Annotated in this window: 15 protein-coding genes and 1 pseudogene; 8 read left to right on the top strand and 8 right to left on the bottom strand. The window is 65.6% G+C overall.

Features of this window, described 5'->3' with window-relative positions; all coding sequences use genetic code 11:
* The first annotated feature begins 2 nt into the window (after positions 1-2).
* Positions 3-272, top strand: coding sequence for a hypothetical protein (locus tag BQ8008_RS11765; RefSeq protein ID WP_108834147.1), 270 nt, complete (start codon positions 3-5; stop codon positions 270-272).
* Positions 273-551: 279 nt separating this feature from the next.
* Here BQ8008_RS11765 and BQ8008_RS11760 read toward each other — a convergent pair whose 3' ends face one another.
* Complete coding sequence (locus BQ8008_RS11760) at positions 552-974, bottom strand: hypothetical protein (RefSeq protein WP_108834146.1); 423 nt, start codon at positions 972-974, stop codon at positions 552-554.
* On the bottom strand, positions 971-1,675 hold the full coding sequence (locus BQ8008_RS11755) for a TetR/AcrR family transcriptional regulator (protein WP_108834145.1): 705 nt from the start codon (positions 1,673-1,675) through the stop codon (positions 971-973). The genes BQ8008_RS11760 and BQ8008_RS11755 overlap by 4 nt, the downstream gene beginning before the upstream one ends.
* 695 nt (positions 1,676-2,370) lie before the next feature.
* Here BQ8008_RS11755 and BQ8008_RS14150 point away from each other — a divergent pair.
* The 3 genes from BQ8008_RS14150 to pulA all read left to right on the top strand — a co-directional run bounded on the left by BQ8008_RS14150 (position 2,371) and on the right by pulA (position 8,140).
* Positions 2,371-2,910 carry a DUF2690 domain-containing protein gene (locus tag BQ8008_RS14150; RefSeq protein WP_108834144.1) on the top strand — a complete coding sequence of 180 codons (540 nt, stop codon included), beginning with the start codon at positions 2,371-2,373 and terminating at the stop codon, positions 2,908-2,910.
* A 558-nt stretch (positions 2,911-3,468) separates the two neighbouring features.
* Positions 3,469-5,049, top strand: coding sequence for an IS1634 family transposase (locus BQ8008_RS11745; protein ID WP_108834022.1), 1,581 nt, complete (start codon positions 3,469-3,471; stop codon positions 5,047-5,049).
* Between the two features lie 178 nt (positions 5,050-5,227).
* Entirely contained in the window at positions 5,228-8,140 is a 2,913-nt protein-coding gene (gene pulA / locus BQ8008_RS11740) for a pullulanase-type alpha-1,6-glucosidase (RefSeq protein WP_108834143.1), read from the top strand.
* A 10-nt stretch (positions 8,141-8,150) separates the two neighbouring features.
* Here the strand turns inward: pulA and BQ8008_RS11735 are convergent, their stop codons facing one another.
* Positions 8,151-8,885, bottom strand: coding sequence for a response regulator (locus BQ8008_RS11735; protein ID WP_108834142.1), 735 nt, complete (start codon positions 8,883-8,885; stop codon positions 8,151-8,153).
* 127 nt (positions 8,886-9,012) lie between these two features.
* Positions 9,013-10,281 carry a sensor histidine kinase gene (locus tag BQ8008_RS11730; protein WP_234415380.1) on the bottom strand — a complete coding sequence of 423 codons (1,269 nt, stop codon included), beginning with the start codon at positions 10,279-10,281 and terminating at the stop codon, positions 9,013-9,015.
* Here BQ8008_RS11730 and BQ8008_RS11725 point away from each other — a divergent pair.
* The 3 genes from BQ8008_RS11725 to BQ8008_RS11715 are packed head-to-tail and all read left to right on the top strand — an operon-like array spanning position 10,256 to position 13,343.
* Positions 10,256-11,518 carry an ABC transporter ATP-binding protein gene (locus tag BQ8008_RS11725; protein ID WP_234415379.1) on the top strand — a complete coding sequence of 421 codons (1,263 nt, stop codon included), beginning with the start codon at positions 10,256-10,258 and terminating at the stop codon, positions 11,516-11,518. The genes BQ8008_RS11730 and BQ8008_RS11725 overlap by 26 nt on opposite strands.
* Entirely contained in the window at positions 11,518-12,447 is a 930-nt protein-coding gene (locus tag BQ8008_RS11720) for an ABC transporter permease (protein WP_199907996.1), read from the top strand. Before BQ8008_RS11725 ends, BQ8008_RS11720 begins: the two co-directional genes overlap by 1 nt.
* Positions 12,448-12,452: 5 nt before the next feature.
* Complete coding sequence (locus tag BQ8008_RS11715) at positions 12,453-13,343, top strand: ABC transporter permease (protein ID WP_108834948.1); 891 nt, start codon at positions 12,453-12,455, stop codon at positions 13,341-13,343.
* 182 nt (positions 13,344-13,525) lie between these two features.
* Here BQ8008_RS11715 and BQ8008_RS11710 read toward each other — a convergent pair whose 3' ends face one another.
* The 3 genes from BQ8008_RS11710 to BQ8008_RS11695 form a co-directional block, all read right to left on the bottom strand.
* Entirely contained in the window at positions 13,526-14,524 is a 999-nt protein-coding gene (locus BQ8008_RS11710) for an alpha/beta hydrolase (protein WP_108834141.1), read from the bottom strand.
* Between the two features lie 1,748 nt (positions 14,525-16,272).
* On the bottom strand, positions 16,273-17,388 hold the full coding sequence (locus BQ8008_RS11700; RefSeq protein WP_108834140.1) for a winged helix DNA-binding domain-containing protein: 1,116 nt from the start codon (positions 17,386-17,388) through the stop codon (positions 16,273-16,275).
* Positions 17,389-18,090: 702 nt separating this feature from the next.
* The gene (locus BQ8008_RS11695; protein WP_442778227.1) at positions 18,091-18,384 is read right to left on the bottom strand and encodes an IS110 family transposase; all 294 of its coding nucleotides are present in this window, start codon (positions 18,382-18,384) and stop codon (positions 18,091-18,093) included.
* Between BQ8008_RS11695 and BQ8008_RS14145 the strand changes: the two genes are divergently transcribed.
* Complete coding sequence (locus BQ8008_RS14145) at positions 18,377-18,595, top strand: hypothetical protein (protein ID WP_442778226.1); 219 nt, start codon at positions 18,377-18,379, stop codon at positions 18,593-18,595. The genes BQ8008_RS11695 and BQ8008_RS14145 overlap by 8 nt on opposite strands.
* 95 nt (positions 18,596-18,690) lie before the next feature.
* Here the strand turns inward: BQ8008_RS14145 and BQ8008_RS11690 are convergent.
* Positions 18,691-19,264: pseudogene (locus BQ8008_RS11690) on the bottom strand (ISL3 family transposase); the annotation flags it as partial.
* Positions 19,265-19,326 lie beyond the last annotated feature (62 nt).

Genomic DNA, 19,326 nt, shown 5'->3' with positions numbered 1-19,326 from the left:
CCGTGGCCGGTAAAGAGCGCAAGCAGGTCCTGCTCCGGCTGGACCCCGCCGTCCACTCGGCCATCGCCAAGTGGGCGGCGGACGACCTGCGCTCGGTCAACGCACAGATCGAGGTCCTTCTGCGCCGCGCGCTCGACGACGCCGGACGCGGCGTCAAGGCCGCCCCCATGCGCGGGCGGGGTCGGCCGCGCAAGGACGGTGGGGAGGGTGGCAGCAAGAACGGCAACACCGAGCCGACCGACGACCTCGGCCCTGCTGGGAACAGCGAGTAGGCGAGACGGCCCACCGCAGCCGGGACTCGACGGTCCGGCCCGGTCTGCCCCGCGTTCTGGGTGGGCCGGTCCAGTCGTATGCGGCCGGAGCTGCGCACGACAGACGGGGGAATGTCCACATCTGCAGCAAAGGAGCCTGGCGCCCGAGCGGGCCGTCGACAGAACCGCGGGATCATGCGGTTCGCTCTCGCGCGTTCCAGTCTGGCTGAGGCCTTTGCCGCAGATGTGAGCACAAAAGCTACCCGCGGCGCCTGATGCGGCGACGAAGACGGCTACCCGTTACGTGCGAGGCGACCGCTCCGGCACATTCAGGAGCGGCACCAGTGCGGCCGCCATGACCAGGGTCCCGGCACGATTCTTCACAAAGTCCTCCCACCACCCATCCGCCGGCCAGGAGTAGCCCAGGACCAGGATGAAGGCGAAGAACCCCAGCGCTGCCAGGACTGCCGCCCTTCGTGCACACCCACGGGCGAGCAGCCCGAGGCCAACCGCAAGCTCGAAGACGGCCGTGAGCAGGCTCAGCCAGCCGATGTTCGCCATAACGAAGCCCCTCCACAGCTCTGCGAGCCAGGGCCATAGGACCGTGTCGGCGAAGGGCGCGTAGCTGTGCGGCGAGAAGAGCCCGAAGTAGAGGTGGACCAGCGCCCCGCCCAGGAAGGCGACAGCGAAGACCACCCGCACCACCGCGCGGTACCGACTCATGGCTTCGTCGCCTCATCCAACGTCTCACTCACCTGATCCGACACCGCCGACCCCGCTGCTTCCGGCATCTGACGGCGATGGGTAGTCCCGAAGTGGCGCACATAGGCCCGCAACCGGGCTCGCGCGCGCTCCTCGGCATCACCTCCGGACTCGGCGAGCTGAAGCAGGGCGAGGATCGGCCCGAAGAAGGCCAGCGCGGCGGCCTGCGGGTCGAGACCGGTCCGGAACTCGCCGACGCGGATGAGCCCGGCGAAGATCTCGGCCTGGAAGGCGATGGGCTGCTCGATCCAGTAGTGGCGCAGCCGACGCCCGATCTCGGGGGCGCGGTACTGGCTGACGATGAACAGGCGGCGCAGGGCCGCAAGCTCGGGGTCGTGGAGGACGGCGTCGAAGAACCCTTCGGCGACGGCTACCAGCCGGTCCTCGCCGATGCCGAGGTAGCCGGGCAGGGCGGCGTCGGGCGAGGCCACCGAGACGCCCAGGGAGGCGGCGACCTCGGCCATGCGCGCGTCGGCCCGGTCGACGAGGGCGTCAAAGATCGCCTGCTTGGAGGCGAAGTGCTTGTAGACCGAGCCCTCGCGCACGCCGACGTCGCGGGCCAGGTCGCGGATGGAAGTGCCGCCCCAGCCATCCCGGGAAAACCTCTCCAGGGCAGCGTCGAGCAGCCTGTCCCGCGTCGAAGGTGAACGTTCGTTAGCCACGAGGCTACGATACCGCGCAAACAACACCCCGGCGAGCGACGGACGCTCGCCAACCGTCAGACACGTTGGGTTCATAAGTTGTCATCACAAACGCACACACCCCATTAGTGGGACTACATAATAGTACGTAAAAAATAAGGGCGCCACCCATTGATGTGGGTATTTATATACCGTATGACAGTTTTGGAGCGGATGTAAGGAGTTATGGCGTAAACACGAGCACTAGAGTTGAGTGGAAGGGAAGCGATTATGACATTTAGGGCAGTTCGACGCCGCAGCATAACCGCAAAGAGAACCAGAATACATAGATTCCAACAAGGCCTGCACGCCCCTAGAAATACAGCACACCTGGTATCGTCCGCAACAATTATAGGGTCACTCCTAGCCTGGGTAATGCTGATGTCATCATTTCTAGAAATCACTTACTCAATGATGGAACGCGTCGACAAGGCACTTGATATAGCACGTCAGGCGGCTCCAGCAACTCCGGTTGCAGAACTCGAGGATTGCCGAAATATTATTATCGCACTAATTCTCATTTACATATTACTCGGAGCAATCGTTATCCCATACTGTTTCTGGCGCTATTATCGCACCGCCATCAGCGGTAGAAGAAAAATAAAATATATCATGTTAATTAATTACGCACGCACTCTAGTGGCGTCTACTATTAATAGATTTGGACGTAGTCGCAAATGATTTTCACCATAAGAAAGTCCAGTTTCAAAAATAGCGCCGCAAGAGGACGGATGGCTTCCCTGATCGCCGCATGCCTTGTTTTAGGTTCAGCGATTATTGCGGTTGCATGCCTAATAGCCTCGTCAACCCTTGTATACTTCATTGAGAAGCAAGCGAATTCTCCGTTTTGCAATGAAGAATCTTGCCGAAATAAAGACCCTTATGGAACGAACTGCTACAGTGATCACGTGACCGTTAGAACCATTCCCGTTCAAGTAAAAGAAGAAAGCGGAACTCTCACCCTCGTATATTCACCAAAATGTCGTTCTAACTGGGTGAAATGGGAAGGGGAGACCGGAGCCAAAAATAGGCTGACGGTATGGCGTAAAGGATCTCCGGGAGACCCGGTAACGACCGCACACAGATTCGATGGCGATAATTCTGGGCAAAACACTTGGTCGAACATGATCAGCGCCGAGGGTGACACTTGCGTAAAAATCAAATTTCAGCAAAGTGGCCAAGAATCTGAAGATACATGCACTGATGGACTTGGATAGAATGAGGTTACTCACAAACTCAAAAATGAGGTCATATTATTTCGCTGCTTTGGGTACACTCTAAAAAGCGATAATGACTTTCATTGCATTATACTACTGCCAACAACATCAACAACACTCAAGGGATATCACTGAAATCAAGTGGCATAACTCGACAAACATAGATACTAACTTTTCGCGGGAAACAGCGGCACTCTGAAAATTAGTCATCCTTGCCTCCGAGACCGTCGACCGACGAGCCGCAAAACTAGCCCTGGAATCAGGAGAGGAAATCATCCTCCCCCGTTACATTGTTGGCGGTTACCTGCGGTGGGGGCCGGGGGCTGGGCCAGGGCCACCGACAAGGTAATGGGCCACTGGCGGGCAAGCACGAGAGATGCTTAGCGGGCGCAAGATGCCGGCGGACCGTGAGCCGCAGGTCGCGCAGGACAACCCCCACCATCAGGCCTGACTCCTGACTTTTTTGTTGGTTGAAGGTGTTGGTGGTGGGTTTTCGTTGGGATTGTGCGGGTGGCTGAGTTGGTTCGGGCACTAATTCGGGGTGTGTAGGGTTGGTGGGTGACGCCTTCGATCAACACTTATGTGACGTCTTCTGGGGCGACGGCGGTCAAGGTCGTGTTCAAGAGCCGCGGTAGGCGCATGGTTAAGCACGTTGGCTCGGCTCATGATGAGGCCGAGCTCGCCGTCCTGATGGAAAAGGCTCGCCAGATCGCTCAGGCGGGCCAGACGAGCTTGGACCTGGAAGCCCTGGTCGGCGCGCCCAAGCCGATCGTGTCGGGCAGCGCCCTGATGGGCGCTACGACGAGCGCGCTGCTGATCCAGGTCCTGTCTCATGCCTGGGAGGTCCTTGGTCTGGGCGAGGCGGTCGACGGCGATGAGGGCTTTAAGCAGATGGTCTTCGCACGGCTGGTGGAGCCCACCAGCAAGGCGCAGGTTCCGCGGGTGCTGGGCGAGATCGGGGTTCAGCCGCTGACGGTCCGTACGCTCTACCGGTCGCTGGCCAGTTGCGTCGACAATGACTGGAGGAGCAGTATCCAGGCCGCCCTCTACAAGCGTGTCAACGCCTGCGGTGACCTCTCACTGGTCTTATACGACGTGACCACGTTGTACTTCGAGACGGAGACGGAGGATGACCTGCGCAAGGTCGGTTTCTCCAAAGAGCGCAGGGTAGATCCGCAGATCACGGTCGGCATGCTCGTCGATAGAGGCGGCTTCCCCCTCCAGGTGGGGTGCTGGGAAGGAAACCACGCCGAGACCAAGACCATCGTACCCACGGTCCAAGGCTTCCTGGACGCCCATGGTGTCGATCCGGCAGACCTGGTGGTGGTGGCGGATGCCGGCATGATGTCCTACACGAACCTGACCGCCTTGGATAAGGCTGGTTTGTCGTTCATCGTCGGGTCCAAGACCACCAAGGCGCCCTGGGACCTGGCCGAGCACACGCATTTCCACGGTGAGGCCTATACCGATGGCCAGATCATCGAGACCACCACTCCCAGGAAGGGAATCAAGTCTCTCAAGGGCAGGTCGAAGGTCAGGAGCCGCCCGGCCTGGACGCCGCAGGACAACCCGGAGTCGTGGCGGGTCGTGTGGCACTACAGCGCCAAGCGCTTCGCCCACGACAACACGACCCTGACGGCGCAGGAGAATAAGGCCAAGGCTGTGATCGACGGCGAGAAGACTGCCCGCCGCCCCAGGTTCGTGAAGGGATCCGCAGACCACTTGTCACTTGATGAGGCATCCCTCAAGCGGGCCCGCGCAACAGCGGGCCTGAAGGGCTATGTCACCAATATGACAAGTAAGCGCATGAATGCTGCTGAGGTCGTCAGCTCCTACCGGAGCCTGTGGCACGTGGAGCAGTCATGGCGAATGAGCAAGCACGACCTGCGCGCCCGCCCGATCTTCCACCACCGCAAAGACTCCATCGAAGCGCACTTGACCATGGTGATCACCGCTCTCGCCGTCGCCCGCTACCTCCAAGACACCACCGGCACATCAATCAAGAAGATCATCCATACACTCAAACCAATCCAGACCGCCCAGATCCACCTAGCCGGCCAGACGATCACCGCTAGCCACCCACTCACGCCCCAAGCCCAGACCATCCTCAACGCGCTAGACATCGCCCCCGAGATCTGACACCCCAAACGGGCACTAAACTGTCAGGACTCAGGTCAGGGTGACAGGGGCCCGCCGCCCAGGGGAGACTACGAGGTGAACGGAACCACTCGCGGCCCCCACCCCCACAGGGCCGCACGCGACACGACCGGCAGGACCGGCGGCGCCCCTGGGCGCCTCCGTTCGGGAGGACACCACCATGACCTTCACCTACTCGATCACCTGCACACTCGACGGTACCGCGGCCTTCCCACCCGTGGCGGGCAGCGAGGAGCAGCGAGCCTACTGGATCGCCCCCACCCTCCTGGCGTGGCCGCTGTCCCTGCTGCCCATGGGAATGGACCGCGGACACGTCGTCACCGACGCCGGCGAGCCCGTCCCCGGCTCCGGCCTCGCCCTGCGTCTCATCACGGCGCCCGACGGCGGCGCGGCGGCCGTCCACGGCCAGATCCTGGGCGCGGACGGCATACCCGCCCCCGCGGTCACGCCACTGCGCATCGTCGGGAACCTGCCGGGCGACGTCCTCGCCGCCCACCCCCACCTGGAGGGCTGCATCGCCCTGAGCGCGACCGACGCCGCCGGCACCCCCCTGCTCGACGACGACGCCGTCGCCTCCGCCCTGACCGGCCAGGTCTCGGTCGCCCAGTACGTCGGGGTGCCCGCCCCCGCCGAGGCCGCCGATGTCGGCGGTGCCCGCCTCGACGCCTTCACCGGGGTGCAGACCGCCATCCTCCTGGATCACCTCTACGCCGAGGCCGCCACCCGCGCCGAGCTGGGCGTCACTTTCCGCGATGGCCGCCCCTCCTTCGCCCTGTGGGCGCCCACTGCCCAGACCGTCACCCTGCTGACCTGGGAGACCGGCGACCCGCTGGGCTCGGTGCCGGAAGTCCCCGGCCCGCCGAGACGCACCCCGGCCGTGCGCATGGGCGACGGCCGCTGGGTCGTCGACAACCGGCCCGACCAGCCGGCAGGAACCGGAGCGAGCGAACCCGACCAGAGCCGGCCGGACTCCCCCATCGCTGCAGGCTGCCAGTACCTGTGGGAGGTGCGGGTCTACGTGCCCTCCACCCTGCAGGTGGAGACCAACGTCGTCACCGACCCCTACTCGGCGGCGCTGACGACGGACTCGACCCGCTCGGTCGCCGTCGACCTGGCCGACCCTCGCCTGGCCCCCGAGCAGTGGGTCCAGACCCCGACGCCAGCAGTGCGCAACGACTCGGCCCGCAGCATCTACGAGCTCCACCTGCGGGACTTCTCCGCCGCCGACGACACCGTCCCGCCCGAGCTGCGCGGCACCTACCGGGCCTTCACCGTGGCCAACTCCGCGGGCGTGCGTCACCTGGCCGAGCTGGCGCAGGCCGGCATGAACACGATCCACCTGCTGCCCACCTTCGACATCGCCTCCATCCCCGAGTGCCGTCGGGCCCAGCGCTCCCCGCGGATCCCCTCAGAGGCGCACCCGGCCTCCACCGACCAGCAGGCCGCCGTCGCGGAGGTGGCCGACGACGACGCCTACAACTGGGGCTACGACCCCCTCCACTGGGGTGCCCCCGAGGGCTCCTACGCGACCGAGGGTCACCAGGACGGCGGGGCGCGCATCGTCGAGTTCCGCGAGATGGTCGGGGCCCTGCACGCCCTGGGCCTTCAGGTGGTCCTCGACCAGGTCTACAACCACACGGCCGCCTGCGGGCAGGACCCGCTCAGCATCCTGGACCGGGTGGTACCCGGCTACTACCACCGGCTCGACGCCGTCGGGCGGGTGACGAACTCGACCTGCTGCGCCAACACGGCCACCGAGAACGCCCTGTGCGAGCGCCTCATGGTCGACTCGGTGGTGCGCTGGGTCCGCTGGTACCGGGTCGACGGCTTCCGCTTCGACCTCATGGGCCACCACCCGCGCGCCGTCATGGAGCGCGTGCGGGCGGCCCTGGATGAGCTGACCGTGGCCGACGACGGCGTCGACGGCCGCTCGATCTACCTGTACGGGGAGGGCTGGAACTTCGGGGAGGTCGCGGGCAACTCCCTGTTCGTGCAGGCCACCCAGGGTCAGCTCGACGGCACCGGGATCGGCGCCTTCAACGACCGCCTGCGCGACGCCGTCCACGGCGGGGGCGCCTTCGACCCCGACCACCGCGTCTTCCAGGGCTTCGGCACCGGCCTGCTCACCCAGCCCAGCGGCCTGGACCACCGCACCTGGAACGAGCAGTCGGCGGACCTGGCCCACCGCACCGACCTGGTGCGCCTGGGGCTGGCGGGCAACCTCAAGGACTATGTCATGACGATCTCGGACGGGACGGTGCGCCGCGGGATCGACCTCATCCACAACGGGGCGCCGGCGGCCTTCGCCTCCCACCCCCAGGAGAACGTCAACTACGTCGACGCCCACGACAACGAGACGCTCTACGACCTGCTGGCCTACAAGCTTCCCCAGGGCATGCCGGTGGCCGAGCGGGTACGGATGAACACGGTGTGCCTGGCCACGGTGACGCTGGCCCAGTCGCCGGCCTTCTGGAGCGCGGGCACCGAGCTGCTGCGCTCCAAGTCCCTGGACCGGGACTCCTACAACTCCGGCGACTGGTTCAACGCCATCGACTTCACGGGGCAGTCCAACGGCTTCGGGCGGGGCCTGCCGCCGGCCAGTCGCAACGAGGGGTCCTGGGCCATCCAGAGGCCGCTGCTGCAGGACGCCTGGCTGCGGCCCTCGCCCGAGGAGATCGCGGCGGCCCGATCCCAGGCCCTGGACCTGCTGCGGCTGCGCGCCTCGACGCCGCTGTTCAGCCTGGGCTCCACGCGACTCATCCGGGACAAGCTGACCTTCCCGGGGGCGGGCTTCGGGGCACCGGCCGGGGTGATCGTCATGCTCATCGACGACACCCGGGGCGGACACGACGTGGACCCCGAGCTCGACGCCGTCCTGGTGGTCATCAACGCCTCCGGGCAGACGCTCACTCAGCCGCTGCCCGATCTGGCGGGCCGGGACTTCCGCCTCTCCCCCATCCAGGCCGAGGGGGCCGACGAGGTGGTGCGCCGCACCGGCTTCGACCGCGCCAGCGGCACGATCTCGGTGCCGGCGCGCACCGTGGCCGTCCTGGTGCAGCGGCAGGCGGCCTGAGCACTCACCTTCAGGCCCGCCCCAGGACGTCGGTGAGGTCGACGACGCCGCCGCGCAGGGCCAGCAGCACGAGCTGGACCCGGTCGCGGCAGCCGGTCTTGGACAGCAGGTGGCTCACGTGGGTCTTGACCGTGGGCATGGACAGCCACTCGCGGTCGCAGATCTCCTGGTTGGTCAGCCCCAGGGCGATGAGCGCCAGGATCTCGCGCTCGCGCTGGGTGAGGGCGGCGACCTGCTGGGAGGCCTCGGCGGCCCGGACCGCCTCGACCGAGTCCTCGGAGGCGTGGCGCCCGGCGCCCTCCCCGGATCGTGCGCCGCTGACCTGACCGGTGCGCACGGCGGTGAGCAGCCGGCGCGTGGGCCCCGGGGAGATGACGGAGTCGCCGTCGTGGACGGTGCGGATCGCGGTGATGAGGTCCTGGGGCGGGGTGTTCTTGAGCAGGAAGCCGGCCGCACCGGCCTCGATGGCGCCCATGACGTAGCCGTCGGTGTCGAAGGTGGTCAGGATGACGACTCGTCCGGTGATGCCGCGGGCCATGAGCTCGCGGGTGGCGGCCAGGCCGTCCAGGCCCGGCATCTGCACGTCGAGCAGGAGGACGTCGACCGGGTCGGCGGCGTTGCGCATGAGGGCGTCGTTGCCGTCAACGGCCCTCCAGACGACCTCCATATCCGGCTGCGCCCCCAGCAGCATGGCCAGCCCCATGGTGAACAGCGGCTCGTCATCGGCCAGACCCAGGCGGATCACGGGCGCCTCCCCTCCTTGACGTCGACTCACCGGAAGTATCCGCTCTCCAGGTTCAGCCCGTGCGGTTTTGTGCCGACGAAGTACCGACGACGCCCTGCGAGGTTCGCCATATAAGCGCGATTGGTTCTCATTCCGCAGAGGTGGGAAGCTCCGCCGTCACCCGCCATCCGCCCTCGGGGGTGGGCCCGGCGGTGAAGGAGCCGCCGAGGTCGGTGACCCGGTCGCGCATGCCGATGAGGCCGAAGCCGCGGTGCTTCGGATCTGCGGATGCGCTCACCGCGAGGCGGGGCACCGAAGCCGACTCGTGCTGTGTCTGCGCAGGCACCGCGTCCGCCTGTTCCCCCACGCCCGCGCGATGCGAACGGTCGTCGTTCCTCGGCGCAGGGCCCGCGTCTCCCGTTGGCGCCCGCGGGGCCGGGGCGTTCTCGACGACGAGGACGACACGGCCCGTCTCGGTGCGCAGCGAGACGGTCGTGGCCGCCCCGGGGGCATGGCGCAGCACGTTGGTCAGCGACTCCTGGGCCACCCGGTGGAGGACCTGCGCCGTCGCCGGCGGGATCCGGCCGAACGGGTCGGTCTCCAGGGTGACGGGCAGTCCCGCCCGCTGCGCCTGGCGCACCGGCTCGCGCAGGAGCTCCACGTGCTGGTCCGACGTCGCCTCTCCGGTTTCAGCACCGTCCTCGGCCCCGGCGTCAACGGTGCCGGCGGTACCGCCGGTACCCCCGGTGGGACGGCCGGCAGCAGCGGGACCGCCCGCACCGGCAGCGCCGGCAACAGAGCCACTACCAGCAGCGGAGCCGGAACCGGGCGCGGCGGCCGCATCGACGTCGGCGGCGCCGTCTTCGGAACGCAGCATGTCGACCAGGGCGTGCACCTCGTCCACGGAGCGGCGGGAGGTCTCCCCGATGACGGCCAGGGCCTCGTCGGCGGCGGCCGGGTCGGTGGCCAGGATGGCGCGGGCACCCTCGGCCTGCATGGCGATGACGGTGAGACTGTGGCCCAGCAGGTCATGGACATCGCGGGCGATGCGCTGCTGGGTCTCGATGACCGCGAGGCGCCGCTCGGTGGCCTGCTGCGCCTCGAGCACCGCAGCCCGCTCGAAGGCCTGGTTGTAGCGGTCGCGGCTGCGGCGCCGTGCGGCGCCGACGAACGCGGCCACCGCCACCACCAGCCAGGCATTGGTGAGGAGAATCAGCCGTCCGGCACCGGCATGGACCTGGTCACCGATGAGGCCGTGCGCCCGCGTCGTCGCCACAGCAGCCCCCACCAGCTCGAGGACGAGCCCCACCCACCGCCACGGCGCCTCCAGGCGGGACTGGGTCGTCTCCACCGCGATGAGCCCAGTGAGGATGAAGAAGATGGAGAACTCCGTGAACAGCACCAGATGGGCGGTCAAGCAGACGCCCCCCCCCGCCTCACCCTCCCAGCCGGTCCAAGCGCCCCAGACCCACCCGGGAGCCCCGGCCCAGGCCGTCCAGCAGCCCTTCCCCCGGCTGAGTCTCAACGACGGCGCACCGGCGCCCGGTGGCCCCATGGCGACCACGGCACCCGGCGTCGCCTCCCCAGCTTCAGCACCCGCCCTGGCGGCTCCCCTCCCGCAGGTCGGCCCCACACACACCGAAGCCGCCAATGACGCCGTCGTCCTGACCCACGACCTCACCAAGACCTTCGGCAAGCGCACCGTCGTCGAGGGGCTGAACCTCGTGGTGCCGCGCGGGGCCGTCTACGGATTCCTCGGCCCCAACGGCTCGGGCAAGTCGACCACGATGAAGATGCTGCTGGGGCTCCTGGCTCCCACGCGCGGGCAGATCAGCGTGCTCGGGCAGCCCTTCACCTCGGGCACGCGCGGACAGATCATGTCGCGCACCGGCTCCATGATCGAGACCCCGCCCGGCTACGGCCACCTCACAGGGGCCGAGAACATGCGGATCGCCGCCAAGATGCAGGGCCTGAGCGACCATCAGGTCAGCCGCGCCCTGGCGCTGGTGCGCCTGACCGAGCACAAGGACCGCCTAGTGCGCACCTACTCCATGGGCATGAAGCAGCGCCTCGGGATCGCCCTGGCGCTGGCCCGCGAGCCCGAGCTGCTCATCCTCGACGAGCCCACCAACGGCCTGGACCCGGCCGGTATCGAGGAGGTGCGCCGGCTGCTGGTCGAGCTCGCCGGCGAGGGCATCACTGTCATGGTCTCCAGCCACCTGCTCGACGAGATCGACCGCATGGCCTCCACTCTCGGCATCCTGTCGGGCGGCCGCCTCGTCTTCCAGGGCACGCGCACCGAGCTCATGGAGCGCTCGGTGCCGGACATCCTCATCGACACCCCGACGCCGCAGGCCGTCCTGGACCCGCAGATCCTGGCCGGGCTCGTGCCGGCGCAGGCTCTCACTCCCATGGCGTCGACGGCGGCAGGTAACCCCGGCGCGCCCGGCTCACCCAACCCAACCGCCGGCGCTGTCACCGGCCCAACGCTGACACCACAGGGCGCGCGCATCCCGGGGATGTCGAAGGAGGCGGTCGCCGAGCTCATCAGCCGGCTGGTGACTGCCGGCGTCGAGCTGCACGAGGTGCGACGCGAGACTCAGAGCCTCGAGGACGTCTTCATGGACCTCACCGGCCGGGGAGGTGTGCTGTGATGAGCAGCGCCGCACTCTCCTCCGCCCCGACCTCCGCCCTGTCCCCCACCGCAGCCGGAACCGACGGCCGACGAGGCGGCACCCAGGCCTGGCCCGTCCCCGCACCCGGTACCCCGACGTCGGGCCGCAGCTCGCACCACTTGCACGACTCAGCCGCGCCCGGCTTCCTCAAGTCGGTCGGCGTCGAGCTCCTCAAGATGCGCCGGCTGCGGGTACTGCTGATCACGGTCCTGCTCGTCATCGCCTCGGTGGCGATGAGCAGCATCGACCTGTTCAGCCAGTCGAAAATTCGTTCCCTCGCCGACCCGGCCGGCCAGCCGTGGGCGAGCCTCTTGCTGGCCATGGCCCTGTTCAACGCACTGACGCAGCCGATCTTCGTGGCGGTCCTCGCCAGCCGGCAGACCGACATCGAGCACAGCGGGGCCGGGTGGAACCTGGCGTCGACGTCGGGCCTGACGCCCGGCGCCCTGTGCCGGGTCAAGCTCGCCGCGCTGACGCTCCTCATCGCTCCCGCGGCCGTCATTCAGAGTGCCGCCCTCATCTTCGTGGCGCGGACGGTGGGGCTCTCCCTCCCGCTCGACGTCGGTCCCTGGGTCACCTACATGCTTCTGCTCGCCCTGGTCAACACGGCAATGTGCGCCTATCACCTGTGGCTCGCGGCCGTGGTGGAGAACCAGCTGGTCGTCATGAGCGCGGGGCTCCTGGGAGGCTTCATCGGGGTCTACATGATGCTCGCGCCACCAGCGCTGGCGCGCCTGCTGCCCTGGGGCTACTACGCCGCCATCACGCCCGCCAAGGTATCCATGGTGGACGGCCACGGCGCCTACGAGTACGTCCAGGTCCCCATGGGCTGGGTCGTGGGCTTTCTCGTCCTGACCGCCGTCATCTTCACTGCCGCAACCCGCCGGCTCGACCGGATCGAGAGGTGATCCCCATGAGCACTCCCGTCAACGTTTCCGCCACGCCCCGCGGCGCCGGCCTCGTCCGGCCCGCCCCGGCCCAGCCCGGCGCCCGGCCCGCCCCGGCCGAGTCCACAGCGCCGGGCCGCAGCGGCAGCAATGGCCGCAGCGGCTTTACCTCCCTGCTGGCCGCCGAGACCATCAAGCTCAAGCGCTCCTCGGCCTGGGTGGTGGCTGTCCTGCTGCCGCTGCTGGCGGTCATCACCGGCACCTTCAACTTCTACGGCAACCGAGAGACCTTCCCCCAGACCTGGGTGTCCCTCACCTCGCAGATGACGTTCTTCTACTCGATGATGTTCTGCCCACTGGGGGTGGCCCTGCTGGCCTCCACCGTGTGGCGGGTGGAGCACCGGGGCACGAGCTGGAACGCGATGCGGACCACCCCCCACTCTCCGACGGCCGTGGCGCTGGCCAAGACCCTCATCCTCTTCACGCCCGTGCTGGCGATGCAGGTGATCCTCGTGGTCTTGGCATGGATCTCGGGGACGCTCGTCATGGGACTGGGGCCCGCGATGCCTACGGCCTTCATCGTGTCGGGTCTCCTCGCGGTCGTGGCGGCGGCGCCACTGGTCGCGGTGCAGTCGCTGCTGAGCATGCTCATGCGATCCTTCGCCGCACCTGTGGCGGTCGCCTTCCTCGGCTGCGTCGTGAGCTTCGGCCTCATGGCGAGTCAGAGCCCCCTGACCTACGCCGTCCCGCAGGGCATCCTCAGCAAGACCCTGACCCTGGGATCGTCAGCCGTGTCGACGGCCGGGAAACTGGACGCAGCGAGCATGCTTCCTCTCCTGGTCGCGATTGTGGGCCTGGGTGCCGTCCTGTGGGGCCTGCTGGCCCTCGTCTCCCGCCGCACCGGCGGCGCGCGCTAGCACACCAGCCCAGGGCGCCCGCCCAGCACCGTTGGGGACGTACATCTCCCGTGAGGACTGCGTTTTCCCGCAGATGACTGAGGGCAGATCTCAGTCATCTGCGGGAAAAGTACGTCCCCGATGAAAAACGCAGTCGCCGACGACGTTTCAACGAAGCGGCCCACAGCGCGGTCGCCTGACCCTCACCCGGCCTTGGTGAGGAAGTTGAGCATGGAGTCGATGTCCTGCTGGACGCGGCCCCAGCGCACGATATGGGTGCCGGTGTCCTCGTAGCGCTCATAGCCGATGCCGGCGCCGTCGAGCGCCTTCTCGAAGCTCCGCTGGCTGGGCAGGACGATGCTCTCGTACCGGTCACTGTCGGTGCCGCACACGAGGAAGATGCGCTTGCCCCGGTAGCTCTCCACGTGCTCGACCGGGTTGTCGGCGCTCACACGAGCCTGGTCCCACGGGATCCCGTAGATCGTGCCGCCCTTGAGGTCGGTGGCACCGGCGGTGAAATTCGCCCAGTGGACGACCGCGCCGTCCTGGATGCGCAGGTCGGCCGGCCCGGAGTGGCTGGAGACCGACCCGAAGAGCTCGGGATGCTTCGCGGCGTACTTCAGGGCCCCAAAGCCACCCATGGAGAAGCCGGAGACGGCGCGCCCGGCGGGCTGCGCGATGGTGCTGAAGGTGGCGTCGACCCAGGGGATGAGCTCGTCCACGTGGAAGGTCTCCCAGTTGCGCGGCCCCACGTTGGAGGACTCGGGGTCGGAGTACCAGCCGGCAGCCCCGCCGTCGGGCATGACGACGATGAGGTCACGCTCCGCGGTGTGGTTGCGGATGTCGTACTTCGTGTCGAAGGTCGAGTAATCCTCGCCGCCGCCGTGCAGCAGGTAGAGCACCGGGTAGCGGCGCGAGGCGTCATAGGCGTCGGGCAGCAGCACGTTGACGCGGGGCAACCAGCCGATCGACGGCGTGGCCAGCTTGTAGTACTGCATGCGGCCCTGATCCTCGTGCTCGGCGACGTTGAGGGCGGCCTGCGCCGGGGCCGATCCGGCAACGACGGCACCGCCCCCTACGAAGGAGGCGGCGGCGAGCCCACCCACGCCCTTGAGCAGGGTCCGCCGGCTGAGCCGGTGGGCGGACGGGTGGATGGAGTGGGGAGCGGTCTGCGAGCTGGTGGTCTTCGAGCTGAGAAGCATGGCATGTCCTTGGGGGTTGTCCATGATGACGGGAATGGCGGGGCGGGCGGTTGGCCCACCCCGGAGCCCGGTCGGCCGGCGGGTACCGACCGACCCTTACGACGTCGTCTCACAGCAGCACCGTCATCGGCGTCCACCTATGAGACTTGTTTCACACCATACTCTGACCGTACGGTCAATAACACCCCTGACCGAGGCTGGCCGCCTCAGCCCTCAGGCGTCGAGCAGGGCACGCAGGTTGCGCACGTACCGCTCGAAGGCGACCCGGTCGCGCATGCCGGCGAGGCCGAAACCCTGGTGCGCGGGGCTCTTCTCCATCACCGAGGTGCGCATCGGATGCCTGAGCCCGGGCGGTGCAGGGTCGGGTGGAATCTGGCAACCGCGTCGGTTCTAACACCCAATGCCCTACGCCGGATCAAGCTCGCAGCGCTGACGCTCCTCATCGTTTGCTCATCGAAGCATTTGACATAGAATCTACTTTGGAAACTATGTGTTGGCTTCTCATGCTGTCGGAGATAGCTCAACTCAAACAGTCGTCCTTGAGCTCTAAAAACTAGAGTGTCCTACTTTCCAACAACTACGTTGGCCGAATCCAATCGAAAGAGATTTATGCGTACCATTTCTTGCTGCCATGGATCGCACTATGTTTCCTGAAATTCGTGACTGTGAACACGTTGATGCAGCACGCTCTCGCGCATCATTCTGCATACTTATAGCGGGAATCAGCCTTTTGTTGATTTCATTAAGCCATCGACCATCAAGTCCTGCCCTTGTCTTTCTCTTTTCTTTACTAGGCGCTGGCAGCACATTGGAAGGGTTGGCAAATTTTCTGACCCTATATGGTGCCGCGAAGTCAGAAAAGAGGTGGCGTCATTCTTCCAAGGGGGTGGAATTTTTTCCGCAGTAGGGCTGCATTCCGGAAAGTACATCTCGTGCCTTGTGGCGACGATGTCGACCTTGATACCGTGCGCAACGGTGATATCTGCGCGTTTTGCGGACGCTGTAAGCTGGAAGGTACTGATTCACTCATCAGTATTTGGTGCTATCGCAGCCATGATATGGTTAGATCCGCCATTCAACCGACCTGGGAGGCCTGCAATCGAAGTAGACTCCGCAGGAATTCACTTTTGGCGTTCTGGCATCCACCCGACCTATGTGGCATGGGATGCTTCCCCTTTCGTGGTGGGACGTAAAAGCGTGAGGGGGATGCCGCACACCTTGATTGATGCGAGTAACGGCCGTTCTACATCTCGATATCGAGTTTGCCGCTAGGTTATGAACAACTCCGTAAACTGTTATTTTTCTACAGTACGCGTCCCGAGCTTCGTAACGAGTTAGTGTCTCAGCGCGACCTGGAACGGGTCCGGGAATTGATGTATGCCTCATTAAATGAGGTGGAAAAAGGTCTCGAAAGGGAACGCATACAGTCCGCGAATCGGCCGACTCAATCACACGAGCGGCAACCATCCGACCACAAGCCCAATCGCCACCGATAGCCCCCCCAGCCCAGATGGACGTGGGCTCCGCGCAGAGCCTGCCATAGCAGCGCCGAGCGCGCCGACTTCATCACCGCCCCCATGCCGGCAAAGTCGATCGAGGCCTCCAACGGCGCAGGTAAGAGCAGAGCTTCCCAGGTCAGCCGGTTTGGAGCGGATTGCGTCTGTCACGAATCTGCTGTAACAGGCGGTAGAATCACCGAGGAAGCGCTTATTCCAACTAGACGGAATGGTGCGGTGACACCGCGGGGGTCATCTTACCCGCAGTGTCACCTTCACCAAACCATGCACCACTGCAAGCCGCGCAGCTGCATCCTCCAGCACCTTGGACGGCGGCGCCTGCTCACCTGGCAACGGGGTGACGACAAGATTCCCGTCATCTATTTCCCAGACGCCGGTGATCCGCCCTCCCTGGGTCAGGACAGGAGCGATCCAACCCGCAGCCTTGCTCACCCACGAGCGATGCTTGTTCGCCAGCATGTGAGTGTCCTTAGTCCCAGGACCAAGGACGAACTGGTCGAACGCTCCTAGGAGGTGGGTAGCGCGGCTGGGCTGGGTGGCCGCGAGCTCGTCCTCATGCTCGGCGAGCAGATATCGTGTCTCATCCTTCACCCGTACCTCGACGATTTGCTCGCCAAGACTAGCGAACCAGCCCTTGAGCGTTGACTTCTTGTTGCTGTTGCGCGAAAGCCACGCGTCAAAGGTTTCAGGGGTCGCTGGGCCATAGGCGGAGAGGTATCGCTTAATGACCGCTGGTGCTGCCTCCACAGGATCAGGTAGCCCATTCCAGTTCTTCAGAAAACTGGTGGGGTTAGTAAATGTCACCTTCGAAGAACGGCTCGGGCCATAGCACAACGCACCCTGCCATGCGAGAGGCTTAAGCAGAGCACCCCACCCGGAGCGCAGTTGTTCTTCCATCCCCTTGAACCGTTTGTCCTGAACCAGTTCGCTCACTAGCTCATCGCGAGACAGTACCTGACCATCGAGAAGGTCAGCGACAGACTCCGTCAGTTGCTCAACCTCCTCTGGCGTAGCGCCGAAGTGCCGTGACCAGGTGGGCTTGGTCCACGTACGAGCATTAGCTAGCAGCGATAGGTACTCCGCTACGTCCGCAGACCGCATCGCGTGCAGCGTTCCGCGCATCGCCCAAGTCTTGACAAGCGAGCGGTCGGAGTAAGCACGCTTGATCCCTTCAGGTCGCGGGTCACGTTGCCGTAAGGCGATAGCGGTCTCAGCAGCGGAAGCCACCTGCGCCTGCGTACCGCAGAGCCGTCCGACGATCTCAACAGGACCTGCGTCCGTCAACGGTTCCAGGTACTGCCTGTGCAGCCGCCATGCAAGCACCTGTTCGGCGGAAACCTCGATCAACGTCGTCCCCTCTCGTCGTTACCGTCAGATTCTAAGCCTCTTCGGAGCCTTGATTCGGTACACCGGGTAGCACTTCACGCAACCAGTCGCTGCGTGCCCGCTGAGCTTTCCACTCCCACGGTATCCCACCGACGCTTCCTCGAAGCGGACGCCAGAGAGCTCGATGGTACGAGGAATGGGCAGGTGCCCGTACACCACGACCTTCGCGTTGTACTCGATGTGCCACCGTGCGCTTTGGTCAGTGCCGCACCACAGACCGAACTCGGGGTGACGTAAGATCTGCGTGGTTTCGCGGTGTAGTGGCCAGTGATTGACAAGCACTGTGGGCACCCCATTGAGGCAGGCCAACCGGTTTCGTGTGTATGCGAGCCGCGCACGACACCAGTCCTCACGGGGGTAAGGATCCGGACGCAGGAAGGGAAGTACTCCTCAGTGCAGACGACGCCAACGGACGCCGCGACAGAGAGTGCCTCCTCTTTCGTGAAACTGCCCGCAGGGTGAAAGGTGTGGTCGTATAAGACGAACAGCGGCGCGATGACCACTGGCGCGGCTGCTGTCTGCCACGTCGGGTATGGATCCTCGGGCGTCACCACCCCAGCGCTCGGCACACATCCATCAGCTTCTGGTAATGGGGGGATATCCATATGTTCCTCGTCAAGCCGCGAGAGGATCGGGTGCTGGGGCAGGTACGCGGTAGGGCTCTTAGTTGCGGAGCATGGCGAACAGGACGTCGCGGCGGCGGGACAGGCAAATGAGTGCGGCGTTGTGTTTCTTGCCTTGGGCTCGTTTGAGGCGCTTGTTCCCGGAGCGGGCTGGGAACTCGCCTCGGATGCTGGTGCCGGAGCGTCGGGTGACCGCCGCCAAGCCGGCGTAGGCGGCGAGGTGTCCGGCTGTGGGGAACTGGGAGGCTTCACCGACGTAGAGGAGGATCCGTGCTGCGGTCCTGACCCCGACGCCTGGCATCGAGGTCAGGGACCTCGACAAGAGGGTGAGCATCAACAACTTTCTCGACTTGACCAGCGAGCTCGGCCCGCTGGTCCAGGACCTGCCGCAACGACGCTGCCAACCCGGGAAGGACTTGTTCGGCGGCGGCCGTTCCGGCAACGACGACGGTCTGCTGCGCCAATGCGGCGGTGATCGCGTCGGCGAAGTCGGTCGCGCCGCGCGAGGATGCCTTGGTGATGACTCTCAGCAGCTTGATATTTGACGCCGTAGCCATTCCTCGAGGGCCACCGAGTTGTTCAATCACGCAGGCCTTGTTTGGTGGTCAGTCGGGGTCCGATGACGCGTTTCTTCTCCACTGTCGCCGCGCCTGGTGTGTCTCCACACGTGCTCGTCCACGCCGATCGCGATGACGCCGTCGAGCCGGTCGGGGTGGTCGATCAACACCCGCTTTCCCTAGGCCAGGACCGCTTCATTCGCCGTATGCCATGCGCCCCCAAGACCCTCGGCGACACGGGCCACGGTCAGGTGCTGGTGCACGATGCCTTCCAGTGCCCACCGCAGCCCACGTCGCGACAGCTTGGCCCGCGGCTCGGCGGCACGGCCGGCATCTTGACGCCATACGTGCCCACAGCCGGTGCACCGGTAACGGCGCAGAGTCACCTCCAGCACGGTCGGCCAGCCACCCGAACGGCTCGTGCACCGGCCTCCGGATCACACTGTCACGCGGCACGCCTTCACAGCCGCACCGGCGACACCACTACTGGTCGGGACCAACGACACGGCAAGCCAGCACCGCACGGTCGGGTTCGAGCCGCTGCCCCGTGACCTCAAGACCACGCTCATCAAGCCGACAAACCGTGCTCAGGTCAGGGCAAGCGAAAGTAACGTCAGGCACGTCAAGGTCTCCCGGATGGACAGCGTCAGCTTCCATCCTCGGGAGACCTCGACCCCTACACCGGGAACGACGCAGCAACCCCGACTACACCCTCGACT

It is taken from the genome of Actinomyces sp. Marseille-P3109 (assembly GCF_900323545.1).
Lineage (GTDB): Bacteria > Actinomycetota > Actinomycetes > Actinomycetales > Actinomycetaceae > Actinomyces.
The sequence above is the reverse complement of the archived record's forward strand: the minus strand, read 5'-3'. Positions and strand labels throughout refer to the sequence as shown.

What these genes read in the sequence shown, in the direction of transcription:
- BQ8008_RS11760 (WP_108834146.1), bottom strand. Translation starts at nt 974, where the DNA reads ATGAGTCGGTACCGCGCGGTGGTGCGGGTGGTCTTCGCTGTCGCCTTC.
- BQ8008_RS11695 (WP_442778227.1), bottom strand. Translation starts at nt 18,384, where the DNA reads ATGCTCACCCTCTTGTCGAGGTCCCTGACCTCGATGCCAGGCGTCGGG.
- BQ8008_RS11715 (WP_108834948.1), top strand. Translation starts at nt 12,453, where the DNA reads ATGAGCACTCCCGTCAACGTTTCCGCCACGCCCCGCGGCGCCGGCCTC.
- BQ8008_RS11720 (WP_199907996.1), top strand. Translation starts at nt 11,518, where the DNA reads ATGAGCAGCGCCGCACTCTCCTCCGCCCCGACCTCCGCCCTGTCCCCC.
- BQ8008_RS11710 (WP_108834141.1), bottom strand. Translation starts at nt 14,524, where the DNA reads ATGCTTCTCAGCTCGAAGACCACCAGCTCGCAGACCGCTCCCCACTCC.
- BQ8008_RS14150 (WP_108834144.1), top strand. Translation starts at nt 2,371, where the DNA reads ATGATTTTCACCATAAGAAAGTCCAGTTTCAAAAATAGCGCCGCAAGA.
- pulA (WP_108834143.1), top strand. Translation starts at nt 5,228, where the DNA reads ATGACCTTCACCTACTCGATCACCTGCACACTCGACGGTACCGCGGCC.